The organism is Pseudomonas sp. GW823-FHT02F05 (genome assembly GCF_058797315.1).
This window is the reverse complement of sequence record NZ_JBXAJM010000008.1, coordinates 61,432-82,537: the sequence shown is the minus strand read 5'-3', so window position 1 is coordinate 82,537 and position 21,106 is coordinate 61,432. Positions and strand designations below refer to the sequence as shown.

Below are 21,106 nucleotides of genomic sequence, written 5' to 3'. Positions count from 1 at the left end.
GACCTAATGAGGCTTGCATGGAATTTCGCCATTTGCGCTACTTCATCGCCGTTGCCGAAGAACTGCACTTCGGCCGCGCCGCGCAGGTGCTGGGCATCTCGCAGCCGCCCCTGAGCCAGCAGATCCAGGCGCTGGAACACGAGCTGGGCGCCCGCTTGTTCGAGCGTACCAATCGTCGGGTCGAGCTGAGCGAGGCCGGGCGCTTGTTCTTGCAAGAGGCACGGTTGGTGCTGGCCCAGGTCGACAAGGCGGCAGATGTGGCGCGGCGTGCGCAGTTGGGGGAACTGGGTGAATTGAAGATCGGCTTCACCTCGTCTGCGCCGTTCAACGCCAGCATTCCCCAGGCGATCTTTGCCTTCCGCCAGGCATTCCCGGCGGTGCATCTGAACCTGCAAGAAATGAGCAGCACCCAAGTAGCCGAGTCGCTGGTGGATGAGTCGATTCAGGTTGGGCTAATGCGGCCTTTGCCCTTGCCCGACTCACTGAAAGTGATCGAGTTGATGCGCGAACCCTTGGTCGCGGTATTGAGCGCCGGCCACCCGTTGGCGCAAGGCAGCGAGCGCGGCTTGCATCTGGAGCAATTGGCCGAGGAGCCTTTCGTGTTCTTCCCGCGCAGTTACGGCAGCGGCTTGTACGCGCAGTTGCTCAACCTCGCTCGCGACGCCGGGTTCAGCCCGCACTTTGCTCAGGAAGCAGGGGAAGCAATGACCATCATCGGCCTGGTGGCGGCGGGGTTGGGGGTGTCGGTGCTGCCGGCGTCTTACCAGCGCATCCGCATTGATGGCGTGGTCTATCGCACCTTGCTCGACCCACAGGCAGTGACGGCGGTGTGGCTGGTGCAGCGCAAGGGCGCGCAAACGCCAATGGCGAAAGGGTTTGTGGAGTTGTTGACGCGTAAGGCCGCTCAATAACCTGTGGCGAGGGAGCTTGCTCCCGCTGGGTCGCGTAGCGGCCCTAAAAATGGGCCTGCTGCGCAGTCCAGCGGGAGCAAGCTCCCTCGCCACAAGGGGGTCAGTTTTGGGGAGAAGTATTTGCTTCATTCACGCTGTAAGTACGCAACCCCGCCAGAATATCCCGATCCAGCATGCTCACCCAACGGTTGTAGTTGCGATGGATCTTACCGTCCTTGTAGCCCAGGTCGCGGCTGTCGCGGTAGGTGATGGCGTAGCTGTTGCGGGTGTAGCGGATGTCGATTGCGGCGTAGAACTGGCCGCGCACGGTGATCTCGGCCTGCACCAGTTGCGGGCTCAGGCGTTGTACCGTCCACTCGCGTTTTTGCAGGGCGGCGACGATCACCTGTTTCATTTTTTCTTCGCTGACCTGGCTCGTGGCCGGCAACTCGTGCTGGGTGTTGAGCACCGGTTTGCTGGTGCAGCCAGCCGTGGTCAGCAGGGCCAGCGTGATCAGGGTAGCGCGTAGCAGGGAAGACATTCCGTTTTCTCCAGTCGATTAAAAAGTCAGCTCCAGCGGCGGAAGATCAACGAGGTGTTGACGCCGCCGAAGGCAAAGTTGTTGTTCATCACGTAGTCGTTGTGCATCTGGCGAAAGCCACCTTGCAGGTAGTCCAGCTCGCCGCATTGCGGGTCGACCGCGTCCAGGTTGAAGGTGTGCACGTACTGGTCGCGGTTCATCATCTCGATGCTGAACCACGATTCCAGCGCGCCGCAGGCACCCAGGGTGTGGCCGAGGAAACTCTTCTGTGAACTGATCGGCATGCGGCTGCCAAACAGGCTGCTGGTGGCCAGGGTTTCGGCGATGTCGCCCTGATCGGTAGCCGTGCCATGGCCGTTCACGTAGCCGATGGCGGACGGTTCAAGACCTGCGTCTTCCAGGGCCAGCTCCATGGCGCGGCGCATGGTTTTCTGTTCCGGGCGGGTGGTGTGCTGGCCGTCGGCGTTGCTGCCGAAGCCGACCAGCTCCGCATGAATATGCGCGCCTCGCGCGAGTGCGTGTTCCAACTCTTCGAGCACCAACATGCCGCCACCTTCACCGATCACCAGGCCGTCGCGGCCGCTGTCGTAGGGACGAGGGCTGGTTTGCGGCGCATCGTTTTTCAGGCTGGTGGCGTACAGCGCATCAAACACCATGGCTTCGGTGGGGCACAGTTCTTCTGCGCCGCCCGCAAGCATCAACGGCAGGCGCCCGAACTTGATTGCCTCATAGGCGTAGCCGATGCCCTGGCTGCCGCTGGTGCAGGCGCTGGAGGTAGGAATCAGCCGGCCCGTGAGGCCAAAGAAGATGCTGATATTTGCCGCCGTGGTGTGCGGCATCATGCGCACATAGGAGTTGGCATTGAGCCCCTCGGCCACCGAGTTGAGCAGCATATTGCCGAACGCCTTGATCTCATCGGTACTGCCGGTGGACGAGCCACAGGCCACGCCCATGCGTCCGTCCTTGATCGACTCGTCACCGAGCAGGCCGGCGTCTTGCAACGCCTGCTCCGCCGCCCACACGGCCAGGCGCGAGACGCGGCCCATGCTGCGCAGTTGCTTGCGCGTCCAGTGAGCAGGCACGACGAAATCGTCGATAGGGCCGGCCAGGCGCGTGTTCAATTCGGTGAAACGGTCCCACTCATCCATGCGCCGGATGCCGCTGCGGTTGGCGCGAAAGTTCGCGGCGATGGTGTCCCAGTCGCTGCCCAGGGAGGTCACGCCGGCCATGCCGGTGACGACAACGCGCTTCATCAGCACAGGCCCCCGTTCACGGCCAGCACCTGGCGCGTGATGTAGCCGGCTTCGGCCGACATCAGGAAGTTCACGGCGCCGGCGACTTCTTCCGGCGTGCCCATGCGTTGGGCCGGGATCATTTTCATCAGTTCTTCTACCGGCACGTTTTCATCCAGCATCGCGGTGTCGATCAGGCCCGGCGCCACGCAGTTGACGGTGATCTTGCGCTTGCCCAGCTCGATGGCCAGCGCCTTGGCCGCGCCGATCAAGCCGGCTTTGGAGGCGCTGTAGTTGACCTGGCCGCGGTTGCCGATCAGCCCGGACACCGAGGTGATGCACACGATACGCCCGGCGGCGCGGCGCCGAATCATCGGCATCATCACCGGGTGCAGCACGTTGTAGAAACCATCCAGGTTGGTGCGCATCACCACATCCCAATCGTCTTCCGACAGAGCAGGAAAGGCGCCGTCGCGGGTCAGGCCGGCATTGAGCACCACGCCGTAATAGGCGCCATGCTGCTCCACATCGGCCTCAAGGATCTCTTTGCACGCAGCGCGATCCGCCACGTCGAACTGCAGCACGCGTGCCTCGCGCCCCAGGGCTTGGACCTCGAGCTGTACCGCGTCGGCTTCGGCACGACCGCTGCGGCAATGCAGCACAATGTCATGGCCGGCCTGGGCCAGGCGCAGGGCAATGGCGCGGCCGATACCACGGCTGGAGCCGGTGACCAGTACGGATTCAGTCATGGCGTATCGTCCTTCGATTCATCTAAATAGTTGGCCGCCTGGGGCGGTCGAAATACGTTTAGGCGCGCGCTGGCCTGGATACCGTCGCCGGTGAGGTGGCATTCGAACACACCCATGCCGTTGTCGTCTTCCAGGGAGCGCAGGCCGTGGATATTCAGCTCGGCACCGGCCGGGAAGTGCTCCACGTTGCACTCGAACTTACGTGTGCCCAACAGGAAACCGAGTTCCACGGCCTTGCCTTGCTGGCGTGCATGGCAACCGGCATACGCGGCGACGCTTTGCGCCATCAGCTCGATGCCGACCCAGGCTGGCAGGCTACCGTCAGCACGGTTGAACAGGCCGCCGGGCTTGACGGTGACGCGGGTGTGGATCTGCTCTTCATCGAACGACAGCACCTGGTCGATCAGGATCATGTCGCCCGCATGGGGCAGCAGTTCGGCGAGTGGCCAATCGATCATGGGGCCTCTGCGATTATCAGGCTGACATTGTTACCGCCGAAGGCAAACGAGTTGCTCATCAGGCAGGGTTTTTTGAAGCTGTCGCCGCTGCGCACCCATTGCAAGGCGGGCAGCGCCGGGTCGGGATGGCCGTCCCATACGTGGGGTGGCAGCAGGCGATGGGTCAGGCTCAGCCAGCAGAACGCGGCTTCCAGTGCCCCGGCAGCGCCGAGGGTGTGGCCGGTCATGGGCTTGGTCGATGAGCAGGCGACGCCGCCGGGAAACAGGCTGGCGACCGCCAGGCTTTCCATGGCGTCGTTGTGTTGGGTCGCGGTGCCGTGCAGGTTCAGGTAGCCGATCTGCTCGGGCGAAAGCTTTGCACTGGCCAGGGCCTTGCGCATGGCCAGCAACGCGCCCTTGCCGCTGGGCTCGGGCGCAGAGATATGGTGCGCGTCGCAACTGGCGCCGCTGCCCAGCAAGGCGATGGGGGCCGGCTCGCGGCTCATCAGGAACAGCACCGCCGCTTCACCGATATTGATGCCGTTGCGGTTCACCGAGAACGGATTACAGCGCTCGGCAGACACCGCTTCCAGCGCGGTAAACCCGTTCAGCGTCAGCTTGCACAGGCTGTCCACGCCGCCGCAAATCACCGCATCGCACACCCTCAGGTCCAACAGGCGCTGGGCACTCATCAATGCACGGGCGCTGGAGGTGCAGGCGGTGGAAATCACATAGGCCGGGCCGCTTACTTTCAACCAGTCGGCGAGGAAGTTGGCCGGGGCGCTGAGTTCCTGTTGCTGGTAATCGTAGTCAGCGGGGAACTGCGTGTTCTGCAGGTAATGGGCAATGCCACGGCTGGCTTCGTCAATGCCCGAGGTGCTGGTGCCGAGCACAACCCCGACCCGGTCAGCGCCGTAGGTTTGGATGGCCTGACGAATCTGATCTTCGATCTGCAGCGCCGCTTCCAACAGCAACTGGTTATTGCGACTGCTTTGCTGGGCCAGTTCAGGGGGCAGGCTCGCCAGTTCGCCGTATACGGCGGCCACCGGCACTACGCGTTCCGGCACCCAGCCGCTTTCGGCACGCATGCCCGAACAGTCGCCGGCAAACAGCTTGCGGCTGACTTGAGCCTGGCCACGGCCAAGGGCGCAGATCACGCCAAGGGCGTTGAGGTAGGCGGTCATCGGCTCACACCCAGCGGGCTGATGCGGTAACTCAGCGGCGGGTCGGCCATGTTCACGCTGAACACCTCCGAAGACTGGTAGACGATCTGCCAGTGGCCCGGCAGCGTGCGCGTCAGGTCCATGGCCTGGGCAGTGGGATACAACGCCGGTACGTCACCGGGCGCGGTCAGGGCAAACAGCAGCGCGGCAAATAGCGTGCGCGCCTGGGGGTTGGGCGGCAGCAAGCCGTCTGCCTGCCACTGCCCATCAAGCAGTTTTTGCCGGGCCAGGGGAATGCCCAGCGGGTCCATCATCGACCAGCGAATCGCGCGGCCTTCGCGCTGGATCACCAGCAGCCAGTCCTGGCTCTGGCCGTCTGCCAGGCGCTGCACATGCAATTGCATCGGCAAGGCCAGGGCCGGCATTTTTTCCGGCAGCGGCGCCTGGCTGGCACAGGCGCTGAGCAGCAACAGGCAACTTATCAACAGCAGGCGCATCATGGGGCCGCATTCTCCACAGGTTTACGGGCCACGCAGTTGACCAGGGTTTCCTCGCGCTGGCCCACGGGCGGTGCCTTGCGCAGGCCCCAACGTTCCAGCAGGCCGAAGTCACTGGAACGGCTCCACCACAAGTAAGGGTACGAAATGTTCTGAGCAGCGAACTCAAAGCCCTGCTCGCGCAGCATCTCCAAGTACTCGTCGGCGCTCTTTTGCACATGCATCGGGTGACGGAACAGCCAGCGAATCACCCAGGTGTCGATGTAGGCTTCGGTGGATTCGGCAAACAGCAGATAGCCGCCCGGCTTGAGCACCCGATAGAACTCCTTGAGTGCGCGATGTTGTTCCACCAGATGATGGAAGGTCTGGTGGCAGAACAGGATATCGACGCTGGCATCCGCTAGGTTGAGGGTCGCGCAGTCGCTGCCGATCAGCTCGACGTCCAGGCCCAGGCGCGCGGCTTCTTCGCGGCTCAGTGCCAGGCTGTGAGGGTCGGCATCCAGGCCGATCAGGCGCGAAGGCGCGAACACCTGATGCAGCAACTGGAAGGATTTGCCCTGGCCGCAACCGGCATCCAGCAACACCGGCGCCACCGGCAGCGGTTCGCTGAACAGGCTGCGCAGGTCATTGATCGCCACGCGCAATACGTGATGCTGCCAGGTATGGCTGCGCAGGAACCAGAAGCCGAAGCGGGTTTCTTCGACGTAGTTTTGACTCAGGTAGTTTTTTTCGACGCCAGGGCTGCTCATACCGCTTCACTCGCACAAATATCCGACAACATCCGCAAGCGCCGCTTCGGCTCGCTGACAAACGGGTTGTGTTCATCCCAGGCGTAACCGGCCAGGATAGAGCTGATCATGCGGCGAATCTCCGGTGAACTGCCAGGATGGAAAATCACGTCCTGGAACGTGCCCGCGTACCAGCCCTCGACGTAGCAACGGAAGGTATCGACACCGCGCTTGAGCGGTTCGGCGAACTCGGTTTGCCAGTCCACCGTTTCGCCGCTCAATTGGCGGTGCAGTACTCCTGCGGCCATGCTGGCCGAACGCATGGCAATGGTCACGCCGGAAGAGAACACCGGGTCGAGGAATTCCGCCGCATTGCCCAGTAGCGCAAAGCCTGGGCCGTGCAGGGTTTTGACGTTGGCCGAGTAGCCGCCGATGGTGCGCGCCGGGGTATCCCAGACGGCATTTTGCAGCACGCCGGACAGGCTTGGGGTTTGCTCGATAAAGCCGCGCAGGCAGGCGTCGAGGTCGCTGTCGGCACCCTCGAAATGCTCTTTGGCTGCGACCACGCCTACTGAGCAACGGCCGTTACTGAACGGGATGGTCCAGAACCAGATATCGCGCTTGGTCGGGTGAGTGGTCACCAGGATTTTGCTGCGGTCAAAGCCTGGGTGTTCGATACGGTCTTCGACGTGGGTGAATACGGCCTGGCGCTGCGGGAAATTCGACGGTGCTTCCAGGTCCAGCAGGCGTGGCAACACACGGCCGTAGCCGCTGGCATCGAGCACGAACCTGGCCTTGAGGTGGTACTCGCTGCCATTCTGGCGGCGCACATGCAAATACCGGCTCTCGGCAGAAAAATCCACGCCGACAATGGTTTGGCCGTAGCGGATTTCCACGCCTTGCAACGCCGCCTGGTCGGCCAGCAATTTGTCGAACTCGCCGCGCTGCACCTGAAAGGTGGTGGGCTTGCCGTTGCTGAAGGTGTCGCTGAAATCAAAGGCACTGTAGCGCTCGCCCCAAGCGAATGCGGCGCCGGTTTTTACCTGGAAGCCTGCAGCTTGCACAGCGTCGAGCATGCCGGCTTCTTCGATGAAGTCGATGCAGTGCGACAGCAGGCTTTCGCCAATCGAGAAACGCGGGAAATGCTCGCGCTCGATGATCAATACATCATGCCCTTTGCGCTTTAACAGCGCGGCCGCGATGGCACCGGAAGGCCCGGCACCGATCACCACCACCTGGCGACGTTCCATTTCAACTGTGGGCACGAGGGCTCCTTGCCGCATGGGCGCTAATCACATTCATAAGGCGTGTTTCTGGCGGCTGGCCCAGGGTGCCAGCATAAAGCTGAACGCCAGGCCCAGGCTGACCGACAAGCCGAAATTGCTCACGGCCGGTGTACTGGAGACCGCCAGCAGGCCGAACGACAACCAAGTCGTCAGTGCCGCCAGCAGTGTTCCCAACAGGCTGACGGCAGGGCCGCCGATCTGCTCGCGCATCAAAATCGCATAGTCAACGCTGATGGCCGTGACCAGCAGCAGGCCAAACAGGCTGAACAAAGTCAGCGGCTGGCCCAGCCAACCGAGGCTGGCCAGGCTGCACAACGCAGCCAGCAGCGGCAGGGCGACGATACGCAAGGCGCCGCCAAAGCCGAAGGGCGCAATCAGCAATAGCACGATCAGCACGCAAGACAGCAACTTCAATTCGGCAGCACTGATCTGCGTGTCGGCAAACACCCGGTTCAAGTCACCCAAGCGGTCCACCAACTGCACGCCGGGCAAGTCCAGCGCCTGCACCCGCAGCAGCGCCGGGTTGTTCAAGCCTTGCAGGCTGACCATGGCCGCCACGCCGCCATCCACCGGGCCGAGCCACAGCGTGCGCCAAGGCTCGGCCAGCGGGCCTTGCAGTGCGGCGTCGATGTCTGCGGTGGGCAGCGCCTGCAACTGCGCCACTTCGGCTTGCAGGGCGCTGAGGGGCACGCCGAGGTCCAGTAGCGGTTTCCAGTGTGGCGCCAGGTTGTTCAGCGCCTCGCGCAGCTGTTGTTGCTCGCCGGGAAGGTTGACCAGTTGATTGAGCGCCAGGTAGCCCTGGAGCTTGTCCATCTGCACCAACTGCTCCAAGCGTTTGCCCAGGGCGGCCTGGCGCTCCAGCAACTGCTGCTGATTGTCTGCTCGCACCAGGAAAAACTGGCTGGTGGGCTGGAACCCGGTGATGCGCGCCACGGCCTGGGCTTCGTGCAGCAACTGCGGCGGCGCACCGATCCATTGGCGGATATCGTTTTTAGTGTTCAGTTGCCACAGGCCCGCCGCGCAGAACAGCAGCACCCCCACCAGCAGCACCGAACTGGGCACGCGTTCGAGCAAGGCCGTGCGCAGCTGCCATAGGCTTTGGGCGACACGCAGCGGCCATTGCGCCGGGCGCAGTTCCACGCCCTTGAGCAGCGCGGGCAACAGGCACACGGCACACAAATAGGCACCGACCAAACCGGCAGCCGAAAACACCGCAATCTGGGTCAGCGCCGGGAACGGCGTCCAGGCCAGCGCCAGGTAGCCGATAGCGCTGGTGGCCAGGCTCAGGCTCAGCCCTGGCAGGGTCAGGCGCAACGCCGGCCAACTGCGCCACGGTTGCAGGCTCCAGCTTTTGGACAGGTAATGCAGCGGGTAATCCACTGCCACGCCGATCAGGCTGGAACCCAGCACCAGGGTCATCACATGCATATGCCCAAACAGCGCCACACATGCCACCGCGCCAAACAGCATGCCCACCAGTACCGGCACGAATGCCAGCAACACCCGCCAGCGTCGGAACGCCAGCAGCAGCAATAACAGGATGCCCAGGGTGGCGCCGCCGCCGACCCAGGTCATTTCCCGAGTGGCCTGCTGTTGCCCGTTGGCCGCATAGAGCAAACCGCTGGCGGCGAGCAGTTGCGCGCCGTGTGCGCTGGCTTGCTCGCGGCTGGCCTTCAGCAAGTCCGCCACTTGCAGCGGCAACTTCATGTCGAAGGCGTTGCCGGTAGTGCGGGCCCGCAGCAGCACCCAGCTTTTGCCGTCGGCATCGGCGATCAAGGCGCCGCTGCCGATGTCCATTTGCACCGCACCGTGTTGCGGTTGGCTGTTCTGGATGCGCCCGGTGAGGCCGAGCCAATCGTCCTGGCTTGGCACCAGGCTGAAACCGGTGAAGGGGTCGAACAGCGATTGCACGCGTTGCTGGATGAACGCCTCAGGCTGCTGGATCAGTTGTTCGCGGTCCTTGAACGAGAGCATCGACAAACGCCCACGCAGCAGTTGTTCGCGCAACGCTGGCAAGTCGGCTTGCAGGTTCCACTGCACTTTTTCAAACAGGCCGCTGGCCTGCCAACGCTCACCCAGTTGCTGCGCCACGGCCACCGCTTGCTGGCGGTCGGCATGCCCCACCAGTACCAGCATTTCGCGGTTGAGCGGCTCTTGCATGCGCTGTTCGGCTTGCAGTTCCAAGGCGTCCGGCGTGCTGCCGGGCACCAGTTCCATCAGATTGGCCGACAACGGCGCGCCATCACGCCACTGCCAGCCTGCCAGGGCCAGCACGGCCACCAGCAAGGTCAGGAACAGACGCGGCAGCAGGCGCTCACTGGGCAAAGTCGTGTTGCTCCGCATTGCTCAACGGCTGGTCGGCGGTACTGTCCTGCATGCGCAACAGCGTGCTGTCGCCTTGGGTTTCCAGCAGTTCAATGGTGCGCACCAGTGCGCCACCGTCGATATTGATCTGGGTGAACACTTGCTTGAGCAGCAGCGAACGCGGGGTCAGCGTCAGCTTCCATTGTTGGGCCTCGCCTTGCAGTTGCAGGTCGAAGTCGCGCTGCAGGCCACTGCTGTCGCCCTGCAGTACCGCCAGGAACAAACGATTCTGTTCGGCGCCGGCACTCTTGTTTGGCAGTAGTTGCCAGCCATTGGCGTCACGGCGGGCAATGCCTTGGGAGGTGATGCGGTAGTCCTGTTGCAGAGGCGCTTTCAACAGCCACAGCAGGCCGTGGTCCTTGGCGAGCACGAAGGTGCCTTTGCTCACCAATGGCTGGGGCAGGGCGCGCAGGTGTTTTTCCTGGGTGAAGTTGCCGTGGATCACGGAGGGTTTGGCAAGCTGATCGCTCAACTGCTGCAAGTCAAAAGCCTGGGCGCTGAAGCTCAGCAACAACGCAGCCACCGTAGGAGCGAGCTTGCTCGCGAAAAACCTGAGGGCCCCACGGGGTGTCAGGCGCCCCGCGTTATCGTTGGCGATCTTCGCGAGCAAGCTCGCTCCTACAGGGGGTCTCATTCCAGGGCTCTCTCTACGGCGTCGGTAAAGACTTTGGGCGAGGCCAGCTGCATTTCGCGACTGGCGATTTGCACCGCCACTTGCACGGTGCTGGCGCGGGTCAAACGCTCGCCGCTGGCCAGGTCGGTGATCAAATAATTGACCTTCAAACGATTCTCCCACTCCACCAGGCTGGCGCGCACATTGATGGTCTGGCCGAAGGTCGCGCCACGCACATAACGTAGCTGCATGTCGATCACCGGCCAGGCGTAGCCGGCTTCGAGCATCGCCGTATAGTTATGGCCGATCTTGTCCAGCAACGCACAGCGCGCCACTTCCAGGTACTTCACGTAATGCCCGTGCCACACCACGTTCATGGTGTCGATGTCGAAAAAAGGCACAAGGATTTCAGTGTCGCTGTGCAACACGCCGGGGCTACGCATGCAGCCTCCAGTGTTGCGCGGCGATACGTTGCAGGCACAGGCGCAGTTCGCCTTCCAGGGCGCGGTCTTCGATGACCGGCGCAAAGTCCTGGGCCAGTTCGGCGTGCATCGCGGCCAGTGCTGGTGGCAGTGGGCGGGCATCCTCGGCCTGGGCGCGCAGCCACACGCCTTGGTTGGCGGCGAGCAAGGTCGCGGCGGCGACCTGTTCGGTCAACTCCAGCACGCGGATCGCATCGCGGGCAGCGATGGTGCCCATGCTCACTTTGTCCTGGTTGTGGCACTCGGTGGAGCGCGAGAACACGCTGGCCGGCATGGTGTTTTTCAGCGCTTCGGCGGTCCAGGCGCTGGTGCCGATCTGCACGGCCTTGAAGCCGTGGTTGATCATGGCGCGGTCAGCCGGGGCGCCTGAGAGGTTGCTCGGCAGGCCATGGTTGTAGCGCACGTCCACCAACAGTGCGAGCTGGCGGTCGAGCAGGTCGGCAACGTTGGCGACCAGGGTCTTGAGGCTGTCCATGGCGAAGGCGATATGCCCGCCGTAGAAGTGCCCGCCATGCAGCACACGTTCTTCTTCGGCGTCGATGATCGGGTTGTCGTTGGCGCTGTTCAGTTCGATCTCGATGAACGAGCGCAGCCAGTTCAGGCTGTCCGCCAATACGCCGAGCACGTGGGGCGCGCAGCGCAACGAATAACGGTCTTGCAGGCGATGCAGGGGGGCGGTGGGCGCGTCGATGGCCAGGTCCTTGCGCAGCCACGCGGCGACTTGCATCTGCCCAGGGTGCGGCTTGGCGGCGAACAGGCGCTCGTCGAAGTGTTCCGGGTTGCCTTGCAGCGCCACCACGTTGAGCGCGGTGATGCGCGTGGCCAGTTGCAACAGGTAGTCGGCGCGGGCAAAGGCCAGGCAGGCCAGGCCAGTCATCACTGCGGTGCCGTTCATCAGTGCCAGGGCTTCCTTGGGCCGCAGTACCAGCGGCTCCCAGCCCAGCTCGCGGTGTACGTCGGCCGCCGGGCGGCGTTCGCCACGGAACAGCACTTCACGTTCGCCGGACAAGGTCGCAGCCACATAGGACAGCGGCGTCAGATCACCACTGGCGCCGACCGAGCCTTCTTCCGGGATCAGTGGCAACACATCGTTTTCGAGGAAGGCATGCAGGCGTTCCAGCAGTTCCACACGCACCCCGGACACGCCATGGCACAGCGACTGCAAACGCGCCGCCAGTACGGCGCGAGTAGCCTGGGCATCAAGCAATTTGCCCAGGCCGCAACCGTGAAAGGTGTACAGATGACGCGGCAAGGCTTCGACGTGCTCCAGCGGCACCGCCACTACGCAGGAGTCGCCGTAGCCGGTGGTCACGCCGTAGATCACGCCTTCCTTGTCCAGCAGCGAGTCGAGGAACTGCGCGCCCTTGGCGATGCGTTGGCGGTACGCGGCATCGTCCTGCAGGCGAGTGGGCACCTGGCGGTTGGCCAGGGCCAGCACGTCTTCGATGCGCAGGGGGCGTTCACCAAAGGTGATGGGCTCAAGAGGCGTCGTCATCGGTCTTCCAGAAAGGGTAAAAGTTGAACCATTGTTGGGGCGCTTGCAGGCAGAACTGGCCCAGGCGTGCGGCGTAGCGGGTGGTCCATTCGGCAATGACTTGCTCACGGGTGCTGCGCTTCCATTCGATCAAATCGGCAAAGGGCTCGATAGTCAGGCGATAGCGACCCTGGTGCTTGAGACACATCAGCAGATTGACCGGGCACTTGAGCAAGCCCGCCAGCAGCCATGGGCCTTGGGGAAATGCCGCCGTGTGTCCGAGGAAGTCCACGCGCACCGTGCGCCCGCCGTGCAGCGGGATGCGGTCGCCGGCAATCGCCAGCCACTCGCCATCGTCCAGGCGCTGGCTGAGCAGCAGCATGGTGGCCGGGTCCAATTCGCTGACCTGGATCAGGCGCAAATGGGTCGCGCCGGCCTCGCCCAGCAGACGGTTGAAACGCTCGGCGTGCTTGGTGTGCACCAGCACATTCATGGTGACCTGTTCACCAATCTCCGCGAGGGCGCGGCACACTTCCAGGTTACCCAGGTGCGCACCCACCAACATCTGCCCGCGCTCGCCACGCAGTTGACTGCGCAACTGCGCCGGGTCGTTGATCTCGATTTGCTCCAGGCGCAGCTTGCCGTTCCACACGTCCAGCTTGTCGAGCAGCGAATCGGCGAAGGCCATGAACTGGGCAAAGACTGTGCGGTGGCTCGGCAGCAAGTCATTGCGCCCGCTCCATTGCGCCAGCCGCTGCTGGTATTGCCAGGCGCTGTGGCGTGCGGTGCGGCCGAACAGGAAGAAGTAAAAGACGATGCTGTAGAGCAACGGGCTCAATAGGCGACGGCCGAGGACTTTGACCGCGACCGCGGTGAATTTCATCAGCCAGAAGCTGCCGCGTTCCTCGCGGTCGGCCCAATGCTTGGTGCTGTCGTTCATGCTTGCCACCGTCGCCACAGGATCATCGGCGCGCGCACGAGCATGCCGAAGAACAACCGCGTGTGCATGGCGCTGATGCGCAGGTTGTCGCGCAACAAGCGAAAGTGCGACAGGCCGTCGGCGGGGTAGTGCACCTGGGTGGGCAGCCAGCGCATCGGCTGGTTGCGCCAGGCCAGGCGCACCAGGATGTCCGAGTCGAAATCCATGTGCGTGCCGATGTAGGCCGAGTCCATCAGCGCCAGGGTCGGCGCCAGCGGGTACACGCGAAAGCCGCACATCGAGTCGCGAATCTCAAGCGACAAGGTGTTAATCCAGACCCACACGTGGGTCAGGTAACGTGCGTACAGGCGACCCTTGGGCACGCTGTCGTCGTATTCGGGGTAGCCGCAGATGACGGCCTCGGGGTGCTGGCGTGAGGTGTGGATAAAGGTCTGGACTTCGCGCAGGTCGTGCTGGCCATCGGCGTCCACTTGCAGGGTGTGGGTATAGCCCAGCCGCGCTGCTTCGCGAAAACCGGCCATCACGGCGGCGCCCTTGCCCTGGTTGCTGGGCAGGGTCAGCAGGGTGACGTTATCCAGCGTCGCCAATTGCGCCAGCACGGCTGCGCACGCGGCGCTGCTGCCATCGTCCACCAAGAGGCAGGGCAGACCGCTCTTCAGCACACTGTGGACCACGGCCGGCACGGCGGCTTCGTGGTTGTATACCGGGATCAAAGCGCAGGGGTTATGCATATTCAAAGCCTGCGCAAACCCCGTGGCGAGGGAGCTTGCTCCCGCTGGGCTGCGAAGCAGCCCCAATGGAGGCGACCGAGATCATCCTGGGAGTGGGTGATGCCTGGGTTGGGAGCGCTTCGCACTCCAGCGGGAGCAAGCTCCCTTGCCACAAGAACAGGTTATGCATGCGCGGCATCCAGCACGATCCGCCCGCTTGAGCACGCTGCAACCCCATTGCGATAGGCGAAGTACAGTTTGCTACGCTCCCGATCAAAGCGCAGATGCAATTCGATGTGATCGCCCGGGCGCACCAGTTGCTGGAACTTGAGCACTTCCATGCCGGCGAACCGGGTTGGCAGGTCGAGCAATTGTTGGCCCAGGTTGAACGCCCATTCCACCTGCACCACCCCCGGCAATACCGGGGTGACCGGGAAGTGCCCGCTGAAATAGGCCAGGTCCGGTGGGATGCTCAGTTGCAAGGTCCATTCACCTTCGGTTTCGACTTGTGCCAACACCTCAGGCCCCTTGGGGCGAGGCGCCAGCAACAAGGCTTCGATACCGGCCTGGGGCAATTTGCCCTGGCTGTTCAGCGGCAGTTGGCGCAACAAGCGCCAGCGGCGTGGCAAGGCCAGGGCTTCGCAATGTTGGCTCAGGTGCTGGCGCAGGGTCTGGGTGAGCGTGCGGCGTCCCTGGTTGCGCAGGGCATGCAGCCCCGCGTCGGTGAGCACCACCACGGCACCCAGGGACGCACGGTTTTCCTGCACCACGCCCAGGCGGGTGTCGCACACCCATTCATGGGCGATCAGCGCTTGTTCCAACATCGGCAGGGAGATGCGTTTTTCTTCCAGCTTGACGATACGGTCCAGGCGGCCCAGCAACTCAAAACGGCCATCGGCATGAATGCGTGCAGCGTCGGCAGTCTGTTCGATGTGCCCTTCGGGCAGGTATTTTGATGCGATACGCAGAGCGCCGTCGGCATCCTGGCTCAGTTGCACATCGGCAAACGGCTGCCAGGGTTGCGCGCCCTGGCGCCAGGCGATGCCACCGGTTTCCGAGCTGCCGAGGATTTCTGTCGGCCATTGCTGCAAACGGTCGTAGAGGCTGCCGGCCGCATCAACCGGTAACGCGCCACCGGAGGAAAATACCCGTGCAACCTGGCTCAGTGCCGGCCAGTCGAGGTTGTCGCCCATGCGCTTGAGCAGCGCCGGGCTGGCCACCCAGGCAAATTGCGGGTGCTCACGGCTGGCGCGCTGCATGTCTTCGGGGAACGCCAGTTGCTTGCGTACAAAGGTGCGGCCGGCACACAGCGGCCACAACACGCGAAACAGCAAGCCGTAGATATGCTGGGTAGCGACGCTGCCGATGATGCAGGCGTCCTTGAGATCTTTGCCCCACAGGGCTTCCAGCGCCTCTACTTCATTGGCCAACTGGCGCAGGGACTTGTCGATGCGCTTGGGCTCGCCGCTGGAGCCGGAGGTGCACAGGCTCAGTTGGCAGTTGTCCAGATCGAGGGCGGCGGCACTCAAGGGCGCTTGATACAGCGCGTCCAGGTCGCTGGCTTCGACCAGCCAGGCATCCACGGCGTCGGCCCAGCGCTGGCGCGTCTGGGGTTGCAGGTCGGCGGGCAGCAGTACGCTCGCACCGGCCCGCCAGGCGCCCAGCAGCGCAATCGCCAGCAGGCCGGCGTCTTCCAGGTGCACGGCCAGGCGCCGGATACCCCGGGCCTTGAGGCCTGCGGCGAGGCTCAGGGAGTGCTCGCACAGTTGCGCGTGATTCATGAGGGGCTCGGCGGTCACCCCGCGATCTTGCAGTGGCTCAAGCAGCAAGTGCTCAAGTTTCAACCCTTTCATACGCGGCCTCGAACCCTTTGTCGTACCAGCCATTCCACGGCAAACAACAAGCCCATCAACCCGTAGGCGATCAGGCCGTTGTACAACGTCCACCAGCTCAGCGGCGCCCACAGGGTGAGCGCGGCGGCGAGCAGGCCATTACAGAGAAAAAACACACTCCACACCAGGGTGACCCGGCGGGTATACACCACCGCGTGGGGCGGCAGGTGCGGGTCGGTCATGCGTGCCAGGCGCTCGACTATCGGCGGGCCGTACTTCAGGCTCAGGCCGAACAGCGCCAGCATGAATCCGCTGACCAGGCTCGGGTACCAGCGCAGCCACTGGGGGTTATCGAACCATGCCAGTGCCAGGCAAAACACGATCACCACCACCGCCATCCAACGGCTGCCCGGGCGCCGCGCAGCGGTGAACGCGCGCAACAGCCACAGGCTGCCCAGCAGCAAGCCGAACTGCCAAGGTGCAAAATGCTCGGTGCCGTAATACACCGCGAAGGGGTACAGCAGCCCCGCCAATAACAGGCCAAGGCCGATCAACCGGCTCATGCGGCGGGCTGGACCAGACGGTACACCGCCTCTACCACGTCGTTCACCGTGCGTACCGCCTTGAACTCTTCGGCGGCGATTTTCTTGCCGGTCTGGCGCTTGATGTGGTCGATCAGGTCCACGGCGTCGATGCTGTCGATTTCCAGGTCCTGGTACAGGTTGGCGTCGAGGGTGACGCGTTCCGGGGGCAGTTCAAACAGTTCCACCAAGGCGTCGCGCAGGGTGTTGAAGATATCGTCACGAGTTTGCATGGTACGGTCTCAAGCTGCCTGTCGGGCCGTGACGAACGCCGCAAGGCTGGCCACGTTGGTGAAGTGATTGCGGGTGTCCTTGGCGTCGGCATCGATTTTGATGCCGTATTTTTTCTGGATCGCCAGGCCCAATTCCAGCGCATCGACCGAATCCAGGCCCAGGCCTTCGCCAAACAGGGTCTGGTCGCTGCCAATATCGTCGGGGCTGATGTCTTCCAGGCCCAGGGCCTCGATGATCAGCGTCTTTATGTCGTGCTCAAGGCGGTGTTGGTCGCTCATCTTCGGCGAGCTCCTTAATGAAATAGTGATGCAGGTGATCGTTGAGCTTGCGTGAAGCCTGGGGCGCGGGCCCGACTGCGGCAAACGCTTGTGGCTCTATATCGGCGCCCACGCGCAAACTGAAGTGAAATCGACGGTGGGGGATGCGATACCAGGGTTCGGCCTTGGTCAGGGTGGTGGGGCTGACCGTGATCACCACTGGCGTGATGATTGTCGCACCGCGCAGCGCAATGGCCGCACCGCCGCGATGAAAGGCCGGCGCCGCGCCCGGCGTGGTGCGGGTGCCTTCGGGAAAGATGATCAGCGTCTGGCCGGCGCGCAGGGCATCGGCTGCGGCATCGAGCATATCGGCACTGCCGTCGTTGCTGATATAGCCGGCATCGCGTACCGGGCTGCGGGTGAACGGGTTCTGGAACAGGCTCTGCTTGACCACGCAGTTGGTCTGGCGCATCAGGCCGATCAGGAACACCACGTCGATCAGTGACGGGTGGTTGGCGACGATCATCTGGCCAGGGCGGCCGAGCTTTTCGGCACCCTCGACGCTGTAGGTGAGAATGCCCAGGCCCTTCATCAGGCGAATGAAAAACCAGAACAGGCAACTGATGGTGTGGCGTGCGCGCCGTTGGTGCTGGGTGGCGTCGCCCGGCAGGCAACTGAGCAGCGGAAACACCAGCAAACGCAGGCACAGCCCGCCGATGCCGAACAGGCAAAAGCTGAGGGCCGTGGCGAACAGGCGCCAATAATAGGCCTGCCGTGGCTTGTGGGTCAGGGCTTGCGTTGCCAGTTCCATACTCGGTTCTTCCAGGCATGTTGGCAGGCGCCCTGTTCGGTCAGCAGGGTGCGCAGCAGGTTCAGGGCGTGGGGCCACTGGGTTTGAGTGAGTTGGACAGTGCCAGTGGTGAGTTCCAGTTGCCACTCGTCGCCCGGCGTGAGCAACAGGCCGAGGGCATAGGGGAACGGCACATCCGTAATCCAGCTGGCGTAGGCGTGGGGCGGTTGTTCTTCAGTGATCACCAGCAATACGGCAGCGGCGCCTTCGTTGAGCAGAGCGGCGGCTTCGAGCAGGCCATGTTCGAGGCCATCGCCGGCGGTGGCGAGGGCGGTCATCTCGCTGGTTTCATTGCGCAGGATCGACCACAGGCCAATTACCGCGTTATGCACCGACAGGCTGAACTGAGTCGGCGACAGCGGCTGCTCGTTGGCCAGGTCGCTGAGAATGTCCAAGGTGCGCGGGGTTTCACCATGGCGGGAAATAAACACCAGTGGCAGGTCTTCAAGGCCCTCTGCCAGCGGCCAGCCGACGCTGAACGCCATGCGCGCCAGCCGGCTCAGACGGCGGCGCTGCATGGCTGGCAAAAATGACACATCGGGGGACGCTTCGCTGACAGGCGGCAACACCGGGTCCCGGCACCAGGCGTACCAGTCGTCCGCACTCGCAAGGCCAGGAGCCCAGGCGCGCCATTGGGCGATGTTGAAGTTGATCACTGAGAAGTTATCCCGCCCCTGCGGGCTTCCATGTGCGGCCAATGGCCCCGGATTCCGGGACAGGGAGCAATGGCCGTATGGCGCGCATTATCCCGGTGCCGTGGGGTTCTAGCAAATAGTGGTGAAAGTTTGTTCACTATTGATCCCAAATAAGTTGGAAGAATTTACAGATTATCGGCGAGCGAAGGCCGGACTCGATCGTTGCGCGGTTTCCATTCATTTGTGAGCCAGACAGCGCGTAAGGATGAACGAGGTAGCTAACCAGCGCTTTTGCGCTCTACACTCGGGGGATTCATTGATACACGGAGGTTTTTCCATGCGGCGCGTGGTGTTCAATCAAAAAGGCGGTGTGGGCAAGTCCAGCATCGCCTGCAACCTGGCGGCGGTCAGCGCCAGCGAAGGTTATCGAACCCTGTTGGTGGACCTCGATGCACAGGCCAACTCAACTCAGTACCTCACCGGGCTGACGGGCGACGACATCCCCATGGGAATCGCGGATTTTTTCAAGCAAACCCTGTCGACGGGGCCGTTTTCGAAGAAAAACAGGGTAGATATCTACGAAACCCCCTTCGATAACCTGCATGTGATCACCGCCACCCCGGAACTGGCCGACCTGCAGCCCAAGCTTGAGGCCAAGCACAAGATCAACAAGCTGCGAAAGCTGCTGGATGAACTGAGCGAAGATTACGATCGAATCTACCTGGATACGCCTCCAGCGCTGAATTTTTACGCGGTTTCGGCGCTGATTGCCGCCGATCGCGTACTGATCCCCTTCGATTGCGACAGCTTTTCCCGCCAGGCCCTGTATGGCCTGCTGGCTGAGATCGAAGAATTGAAGGACGACCATAACGAAGGCCTGGAAGTGGAAGGCATCGTGGTCAACCAATTCCAGGCACGGGCGAGCCTGCCGCAACAGATTCTCGATGAGTTGATTGCCGAAGGGCTGCCGGTACTGCCGGTGTACCTGGCCAGCTCCGTGCGTATGCGCGAGTCGCACCAGGAGAGCAAGCCGCTGATCCACCTGGACCCACGGCATAAGCTGACGCAGCAGTTCGTAGACCTGCACAACCTGCTGGAAAACGCCTGACCCAACAGGCAACACCGAACACGGTGGGAGCCGGGCTTGCCGGTTACGGCCTGACAGCCCACGCTGATCGAGATGAGGCACCGCGATCCAAATGTGGGAGCTGGCTTGCCTGCGAAGATATCGACTCGGTGTGCCTGAATCACCGAGTTGACTGCATCGCAGGCAAGCCAGCTCCCACAGTTTGGATTGCATTTCGACAGGTGAGTTGGATTTGTCTCACAGAGTCTGTAGGACTCCTCTGGTAATTGGGCTTGTGCCTTGTAACCTTGCCTACAGCTACGCCAGAATCCGCCGGCTTGTGCGTCTGGATGGGCGTCTCTAAGGTTTGCCGGTCGCTGAATGTTCAGTGATCGGGTTTAGTAGCCCACTCAGACGAAAGCATGTGCATCGCTCCAAGCATGGCGTTTTTTGCCTATCTGATGGTGGCTGTGCGCAGGGCGCCTTAGGGTGCGCCGGGTTTTGCTTTCGTTCTACCGGTCTACTAACCTGCGTACAGCTGCCGCCCCTTGTTTAGTAGCAAGAAGGCGATGGCCCTGGCAGAGAACGAAAATATGAATTTATTCACCGTTACACCCAACCTCCCCACCGAAACCCTGGTGCTCAACAGCTACGAAACCTTCTCCTCGGTGCGCACCTTGCTGCTCAACCTGTCCAACGACCTCACCGGCGAACACCGCGACGTAGCGCTGGCCATCCACCAGCTAAGCGAACTGGGCGTCATGCTGGTCAGCCAGATGATGGACCGTGAAGCCCCGCTGACCTGAAGCTGAAATGCATTCAATGTGGGAGCTGGCTTGCCTGCGATGGCATCGCCTCGGTGTATCAGACCGACCGAGTCGCCTGCATCGCAGGCAAGCCAGCTCCCACATTGACCGAGTTGATTGAGGGGAATGTTTACACCCCCTGGCTGCTCAACCAACTCATCAACTGCGGCAACGGGAATGCCCCGCTCTGGCGCGCCACTTCGCGGCCGTTCTTGAACAGAATCAAACTGGGAATCGAGCGAATCCCCAATTGCGCCGACAGCTGCTGGTTAGCCTCGCTGTCCAGCTTCGCCAGCCGGCACTTGCCTTCCAACTGCCCGGCTGCTTGTTCGAATACCGGCGCAAACGACTTGCACGGCCCACACCAGTCGGCCCACACATCGACCAAAAGCGGCAGGTCGCCCTTGATCTGGCTGGCATAGTCGCCCTGTTTCAAATCAAAGGGTTTGTTCAGCAACACCGGCTGCTTGCAACGCCCGCACTTGGGCGCGTCACCCAGGCGTTCGCCGGGGATACGGTTGAGGCCGTTGCAATGAGGGCAGGGGATGACAAGAGGTTCGGACATCGGAGGCTCCTGGGGTTTGGCCAGTTGGGTATTTGGTGTCGAGACAGAGGTTTGTCAAGGATATAGATACTTATTCGCTCACATTTTCGTCCTCGCCAGCGTGAACGGTGTGGCTAGGCTTTTTGTTGTGCACCACCGGTCTGTTTGCGGCTATAGCAAATTGCGATAGTTCGA

General features: G+C 62.6%; 24 protein-coding genes. 3 read left to right on the top strand and 21 right to left on the bottom strand.

Annotated features, from left to right (window positions below; all coding sequences use genetic code 11):
• The first annotated feature begins 17 nt into the window (after positions 1-17).
• Complete coding sequence (locus tag AC1RAC_RS11665) at positions 18-911, top strand: LysR family transcriptional regulator (protein WP_492616602.1); 894 nt, start codon at positions 18-20, stop codon at positions 909-911.
• A 100-nt stretch (positions 912-1,011) separates the two neighbouring features.
• Here AC1RAC_RS11665 and AC1RAC_RS11660 read toward each other — a convergent pair whose 3' ends face one another.
• From AC1RAC_RS11660 to AC1RAC_RS11565, 20 genes are all read right to left on the bottom strand, one after another.
• A complete protein-coding gene (locus AC1RAC_RS11660; RefSeq protein WP_003187927.1) occupies positions 1,012-1,431 on the bottom strand; it encodes a hypothetical protein in 420 nt (139 codons plus the stop codon).
• Positions 1,432-1,457: 26 nt separating this feature from the next.
• The gene (locus AC1RAC_RS11655; protein WP_032893933.1) at positions 1,458-2,684 is read right to left on the bottom strand and encodes a beta-ketoacyl-ACP synthase; all 1,227 of its coding nucleotides are present in this window, start codon (positions 2,682-2,684) and stop codon (positions 1,458-1,460) included.
• A complete protein-coding gene (gene fabG / locus AC1RAC_RS11650; protein WP_014716589.1) occupies positions 2,684-3,412 on the bottom strand; it encodes a 3-oxoacyl-ACP reductase FabG in 729 nt (242 codons plus the stop codon). The genes AC1RAC_RS11655 and fabG overlap by 1 nt, the downstream gene beginning before the upstream one ends.
• Entirely contained in the window at positions 3,409-3,870 is a 462-nt protein-coding gene (locus tag AC1RAC_RS11645) for a hotdog family protein (RefSeq protein WP_054919435.1), read from the bottom strand. The genes fabG and AC1RAC_RS11645 overlap by 4 nt, the downstream gene beginning before the upstream one ends.
• Positions 3,867-5,033 (bottom strand): beta-ketoacyl-[acyl-carrier-protein] synthase family protein, encoded by a 1,167-nt coding sequence (locus AC1RAC_RS11640; protein WP_492616601.1) that lies wholly within the window; start codon positions 5,031-5,033, stop codon positions 3,867-3,869. Before AC1RAC_RS11640 ends, AC1RAC_RS11645 begins: the two co-directional genes overlap by 4 nt.
• Positions 5,030-5,512, bottom strand: a complete 483-nt coding sequence (locus tag AC1RAC_RS11635; RefSeq protein WP_054896213.1) for a hypothetical protein — start codon at positions 5,510-5,512, stop codon at positions 5,030-5,032. The genes AC1RAC_RS11640 and AC1RAC_RS11635 overlap by 4 nt, the downstream gene beginning before the upstream one ends.
• A complete protein-coding gene (locus tag AC1RAC_RS11630) occupies positions 5,509-6,258 on the bottom strand; it encodes a class I SAM-dependent methyltransferase (RefSeq protein WP_197900275.1) in 750 nt (249 codons plus the stop codon). Before AC1RAC_RS11630 ends, AC1RAC_RS11635 begins: the two co-directional genes overlap by 4 nt.
• A complete protein-coding gene (locus AC1RAC_RS11625) occupies positions 6,255-7,502 on the bottom strand; it encodes an NAD(P)/FAD-dependent oxidoreductase (RefSeq protein ID WP_057975403.1) in 1,248 nt (415 codons plus the stop codon). The genes AC1RAC_RS11630 and AC1RAC_RS11625 overlap by 4 nt, the downstream gene beginning before the upstream one ends.
• Positions 7,503-7,535: 33 nt before the next feature.
• Positions 7,536-9,866 (bottom strand): MMPL family transporter, encoded by a 2,331-nt coding sequence (locus AC1RAC_RS11620; RefSeq protein ID WP_492616600.1) that lies wholly within the window; start codon positions 9,864-9,866, stop codon positions 7,536-7,538.
• Entirely contained in the window at positions 9,838-10,521 is a 684-nt protein-coding gene (locus AC1RAC_RS11615; RefSeq protein WP_197900273.1) for an outer membrane lipoprotein carrier protein LolA, read from the bottom strand. The genes AC1RAC_RS11620 and AC1RAC_RS11615 overlap by 29 nt, the downstream gene beginning before the upstream one ends.
• A complete protein-coding gene (locus AC1RAC_RS11610) occupies positions 10,518-10,943 on the bottom strand; it encodes an acyl-CoA thioesterase (RefSeq protein WP_034125591.1) in 426 nt (141 codons plus the stop codon). The genes AC1RAC_RS11615 and AC1RAC_RS11610 overlap by 4 nt, the downstream gene beginning before the upstream one ends.
• Positions 10,936-12,477, bottom strand: coding sequence for an HAL/PAL/TAL family ammonia-lyase (locus AC1RAC_RS11605; protein ID WP_032893923.1), 1,542 nt, complete (start codon positions 12,475-12,477; stop codon positions 10,936-10,938). The genes AC1RAC_RS11610 and AC1RAC_RS11605 overlap by 8 nt, the downstream gene beginning before the upstream one ends.
• Positions 12,461-13,396: a lysophospholipid acyltransferase family protein gene (locus AC1RAC_RS11600; RefSeq protein WP_054896220.1), complete on the bottom strand. Its 936-nt coding sequence runs from the start codon at positions 13,394-13,396 to the stop codon at positions 12,461-12,463. Before AC1RAC_RS11600 ends, AC1RAC_RS11605 begins: the two co-directional genes overlap by 17 nt.
• Entirely contained in the window at positions 13,393-14,127 is a 735-nt protein-coding gene (locus AC1RAC_RS11595; protein WP_440840982.1) for a glycosyltransferase family 2 protein, read from the bottom strand. The genes AC1RAC_RS11600 and AC1RAC_RS11595 overlap by 4 nt, the downstream gene beginning before the upstream one ends.
• A gap of 161 nt (positions 14,128-14,288) precedes the next feature.
• Complete coding sequence (locus tag AC1RAC_RS11590; RefSeq protein ID WP_492616599.1) at positions 14,289-15,959, bottom strand: ApeI family dehydratase; 1,671 nt, start codon at positions 15,957-15,959, stop codon at positions 14,289-14,291.
• Positions 15,956-16,501, bottom strand: a complete 546-nt coding sequence (locus AC1RAC_RS11585) for a COG4648 family protein (RefSeq protein WP_057975408.1) — start codon at positions 16,499-16,501, stop codon at positions 15,956-15,958. Before AC1RAC_RS11585 ends, AC1RAC_RS11590 begins: the two co-directional genes overlap by 4 nt.
• Positions 16,498-16,752: an acyl carrier protein gene (locus AC1RAC_RS11580; RefSeq protein ID WP_003187949.1), complete on the bottom strand. Its 255-nt coding sequence runs from the start codon at positions 16,750-16,752 to the stop codon at positions 16,498-16,500. Before AC1RAC_RS11580 ends, AC1RAC_RS11585 begins: the two co-directional genes overlap by 4 nt.
• Before the next feature lie 9 nt (positions 16,753-16,761).
• Complete coding sequence (locus AC1RAC_RS11575; protein WP_034125597.1) at positions 16,762-17,031, bottom strand: phosphopantetheine-binding protein; 270 nt, start codon at positions 17,029-17,031, stop codon at positions 16,762-16,764.
• Positions 17,009-17,821 carry a lysophospholipid acyltransferase family protein gene (locus tag AC1RAC_RS11570; protein WP_054919413.1) on the bottom strand — a complete coding sequence of 271 codons (813 nt, stop codon included), beginning with the start codon at positions 17,819-17,821 and terminating at the stop codon, positions 17,009-17,011. Before AC1RAC_RS11570 ends, AC1RAC_RS11575 begins: the two co-directional genes overlap by 23 nt.
• A complete protein-coding gene (locus AC1RAC_RS11565; RefSeq protein ID WP_492616598.1) occupies positions 17,797-18,516 on the bottom strand; it encodes a beta-ketoacyl synthase chain length factor in 720 nt (239 codons plus the stop codon). The genes AC1RAC_RS11570 and AC1RAC_RS11565 overlap by 25 nt, the downstream gene beginning before the upstream one ends.
• A 316-nt stretch (positions 18,517-18,832) precedes the next feature.
• On the opposite strand from AC1RAC_RS11565, the gene AC1RAC_RS11560 reads away from it, so the two are divergent.
• On the top strand, positions 18,833-19,603 hold the full coding sequence (locus AC1RAC_RS11560) for a ParA family protein (protein ID WP_034125599.1): 771 nt from the start codon (positions 18,833-18,835) through the stop codon (positions 19,601-19,603).
• A gap of 551 nt (positions 19,604-20,154) precedes the next feature.
• Positions 20,155-20,367 (top strand): DUF6124 family protein, encoded by a 213-nt coding sequence (locus AC1RAC_RS11555; RefSeq protein ID WP_198848412.1) that lies wholly within the window; start codon positions 20,155-20,157, stop codon positions 20,365-20,367.
• 130 nt (positions 20,368-20,497) lie between these two features.
• Here AC1RAC_RS11555 and trxC read toward each other — a convergent pair whose 3' ends face one another.
• A complete protein-coding gene (gene trxC / locus AC1RAC_RS11550) occupies positions 20,498-20,932 on the bottom strand; it encodes a thioredoxin TrxC (protein ID WP_054896225.1) in 435 nt (144 codons plus the stop codon).
• Between the last annotated feature and the right edge of the window lie 174 nt (positions 20,933-21,106).

Coding starts and splice junctions, on each gene's coding strand:
- AC1RAC_RS11620 (WP_492616600.1), bottom strand. CDS start 9,866: ATGCGGAGCAACACGACTTTGCCCAGTGAGCGCCTGCTGCCGCGTCTG.
- AC1RAC_RS11660 (WP_003187927.1), bottom strand. CDS start 1,431: ATGTCTTCCCTGCTACGCGCTACCCTGATCACGCTGGCCCTGCTGACC.
- AC1RAC_RS11605 (WP_032893923.1), bottom strand. CDS start 12,477: ATGACGACGCCTCTTGAGCCCATCACCTTTGGTGAACGCCCCCTGCGC.
- AC1RAC_RS11575 (WP_034125597.1), bottom strand. CDS start 17,031: ATGAGCGACCAACACCGCCTTGAGCACGACATAAAGACGCTGATCATC.
- AC1RAC_RS11630 (WP_197900275.1), bottom strand. CDS start 6,258: ATGAGCAGCCCTGGCGTCGAAAAAAACTACCTGAGTCAAAACTACGTC.
- AC1RAC_RS11645 (WP_054919435.1), bottom strand. CDS start 3,870: ATGATCGATTGGCCACTCGCCGAACTGCTGCCCCATGCGGGCGACATG.
- AC1RAC_RS11655 (WP_032893933.1), bottom strand. CDS start 2,684: ATGAAGCGCGTTGTCGTCACCGGCATGGCCGGCGTGACCTCCCTGGGC.
- AC1RAC_RS11665 (WP_492616602.1), top strand. CDS start 18: ATGGAATTTCGCCATTTGCGCTACTTCATCGCCGTTGCCGAAGAACTG.
- AC1RAC_RS11555 (WP_198848412.1), top strand. CDS start 20,155: ATGAATTTATTCACCGTTACACCCAACCTCCCCACCGAAACCCTGGTG.
- AC1RAC_RS11580 (WP_003187949.1), bottom strand. CDS start 16,752: ATGCAAACTCGTGACGATATCTTCAACACCCTGCGCGACGCCTTGGTG.
- AC1RAC_RS11560 (WP_034125599.1), top strand. CDS start 18,833: ATGCGGCGCGTGGTGTTCAATCAAAAAGGCGGTGTGGGCAAGTCCAGC.
- fabG (WP_014716589.1), bottom strand. CDS start 3,412: ATGACTGAATCCGTACTGGTCACCGGCTCCAGCCGTGGTATCGGCCGC.
- AC1RAC_RS11640 (WP_492616601.1), bottom strand. CDS start 5,033: ATGACCGCCTACCTCAACGCCCTTGGCGTGATCTGCGCCCTTGGCCGT.
- AC1RAC_RS11570 (WP_054919413.1), bottom strand. CDS start 17,821: ATGGAACTGGCAACGCAAGCCCTGACCCACAAGCCACGGCAGGCCTAT.
- AC1RAC_RS11610 (WP_034125591.1), bottom strand. CDS start 10,943: ATGCGTAGCCCCGGCGTGTTGCACAGCGACACTGAAATCCTTGTGCCT.
- AC1RAC_RS11595 (WP_440840982.1), bottom strand. CDS start 14,127: ATGCATAACCCCTGCGCTTTGATCCCGGTATACAACCACGAAGCCGCC.
- AC1RAC_RS11615 (WP_197900273.1), bottom strand. CDS start 10,521: ATGAGACCCCCTGTAGGAGCGAGCTTGCTCGCGAAGATCGCCAACGAT.
- AC1RAC_RS11635 (WP_054896213.1), bottom strand. CDS start 5,512: ATGATGCGCCTGCTGTTGATAAGTTGCCTGTTGCTGCTCAGCGCCTGT.
- AC1RAC_RS11585 (WP_057975408.1), bottom strand. CDS start 16,501: ATGAGCCGGTTGATCGGCCTTGGCCTGTTATTGGCGGGGCTGCTGTAC.
- AC1RAC_RS11600 (WP_054896220.1), bottom strand. CDS start 13,396: ATGAACGACAGCACCAAGCATTGGGCCGACCGCGAGGAACGCGGCAGC.
- trxC (WP_054896225.1), bottom strand. CDS start 20,932: ATGTCCGAACCTCTTGTCATCCCCTGCCCTCATTGCAACGGCCTCAAC.
- AC1RAC_RS11590 (WP_492616599.1), bottom strand. CDS start 15,959: ATGAAAGGGTTGAAACTTGAGCACTTGCTGCTTGAGCCACTGCAAGAT.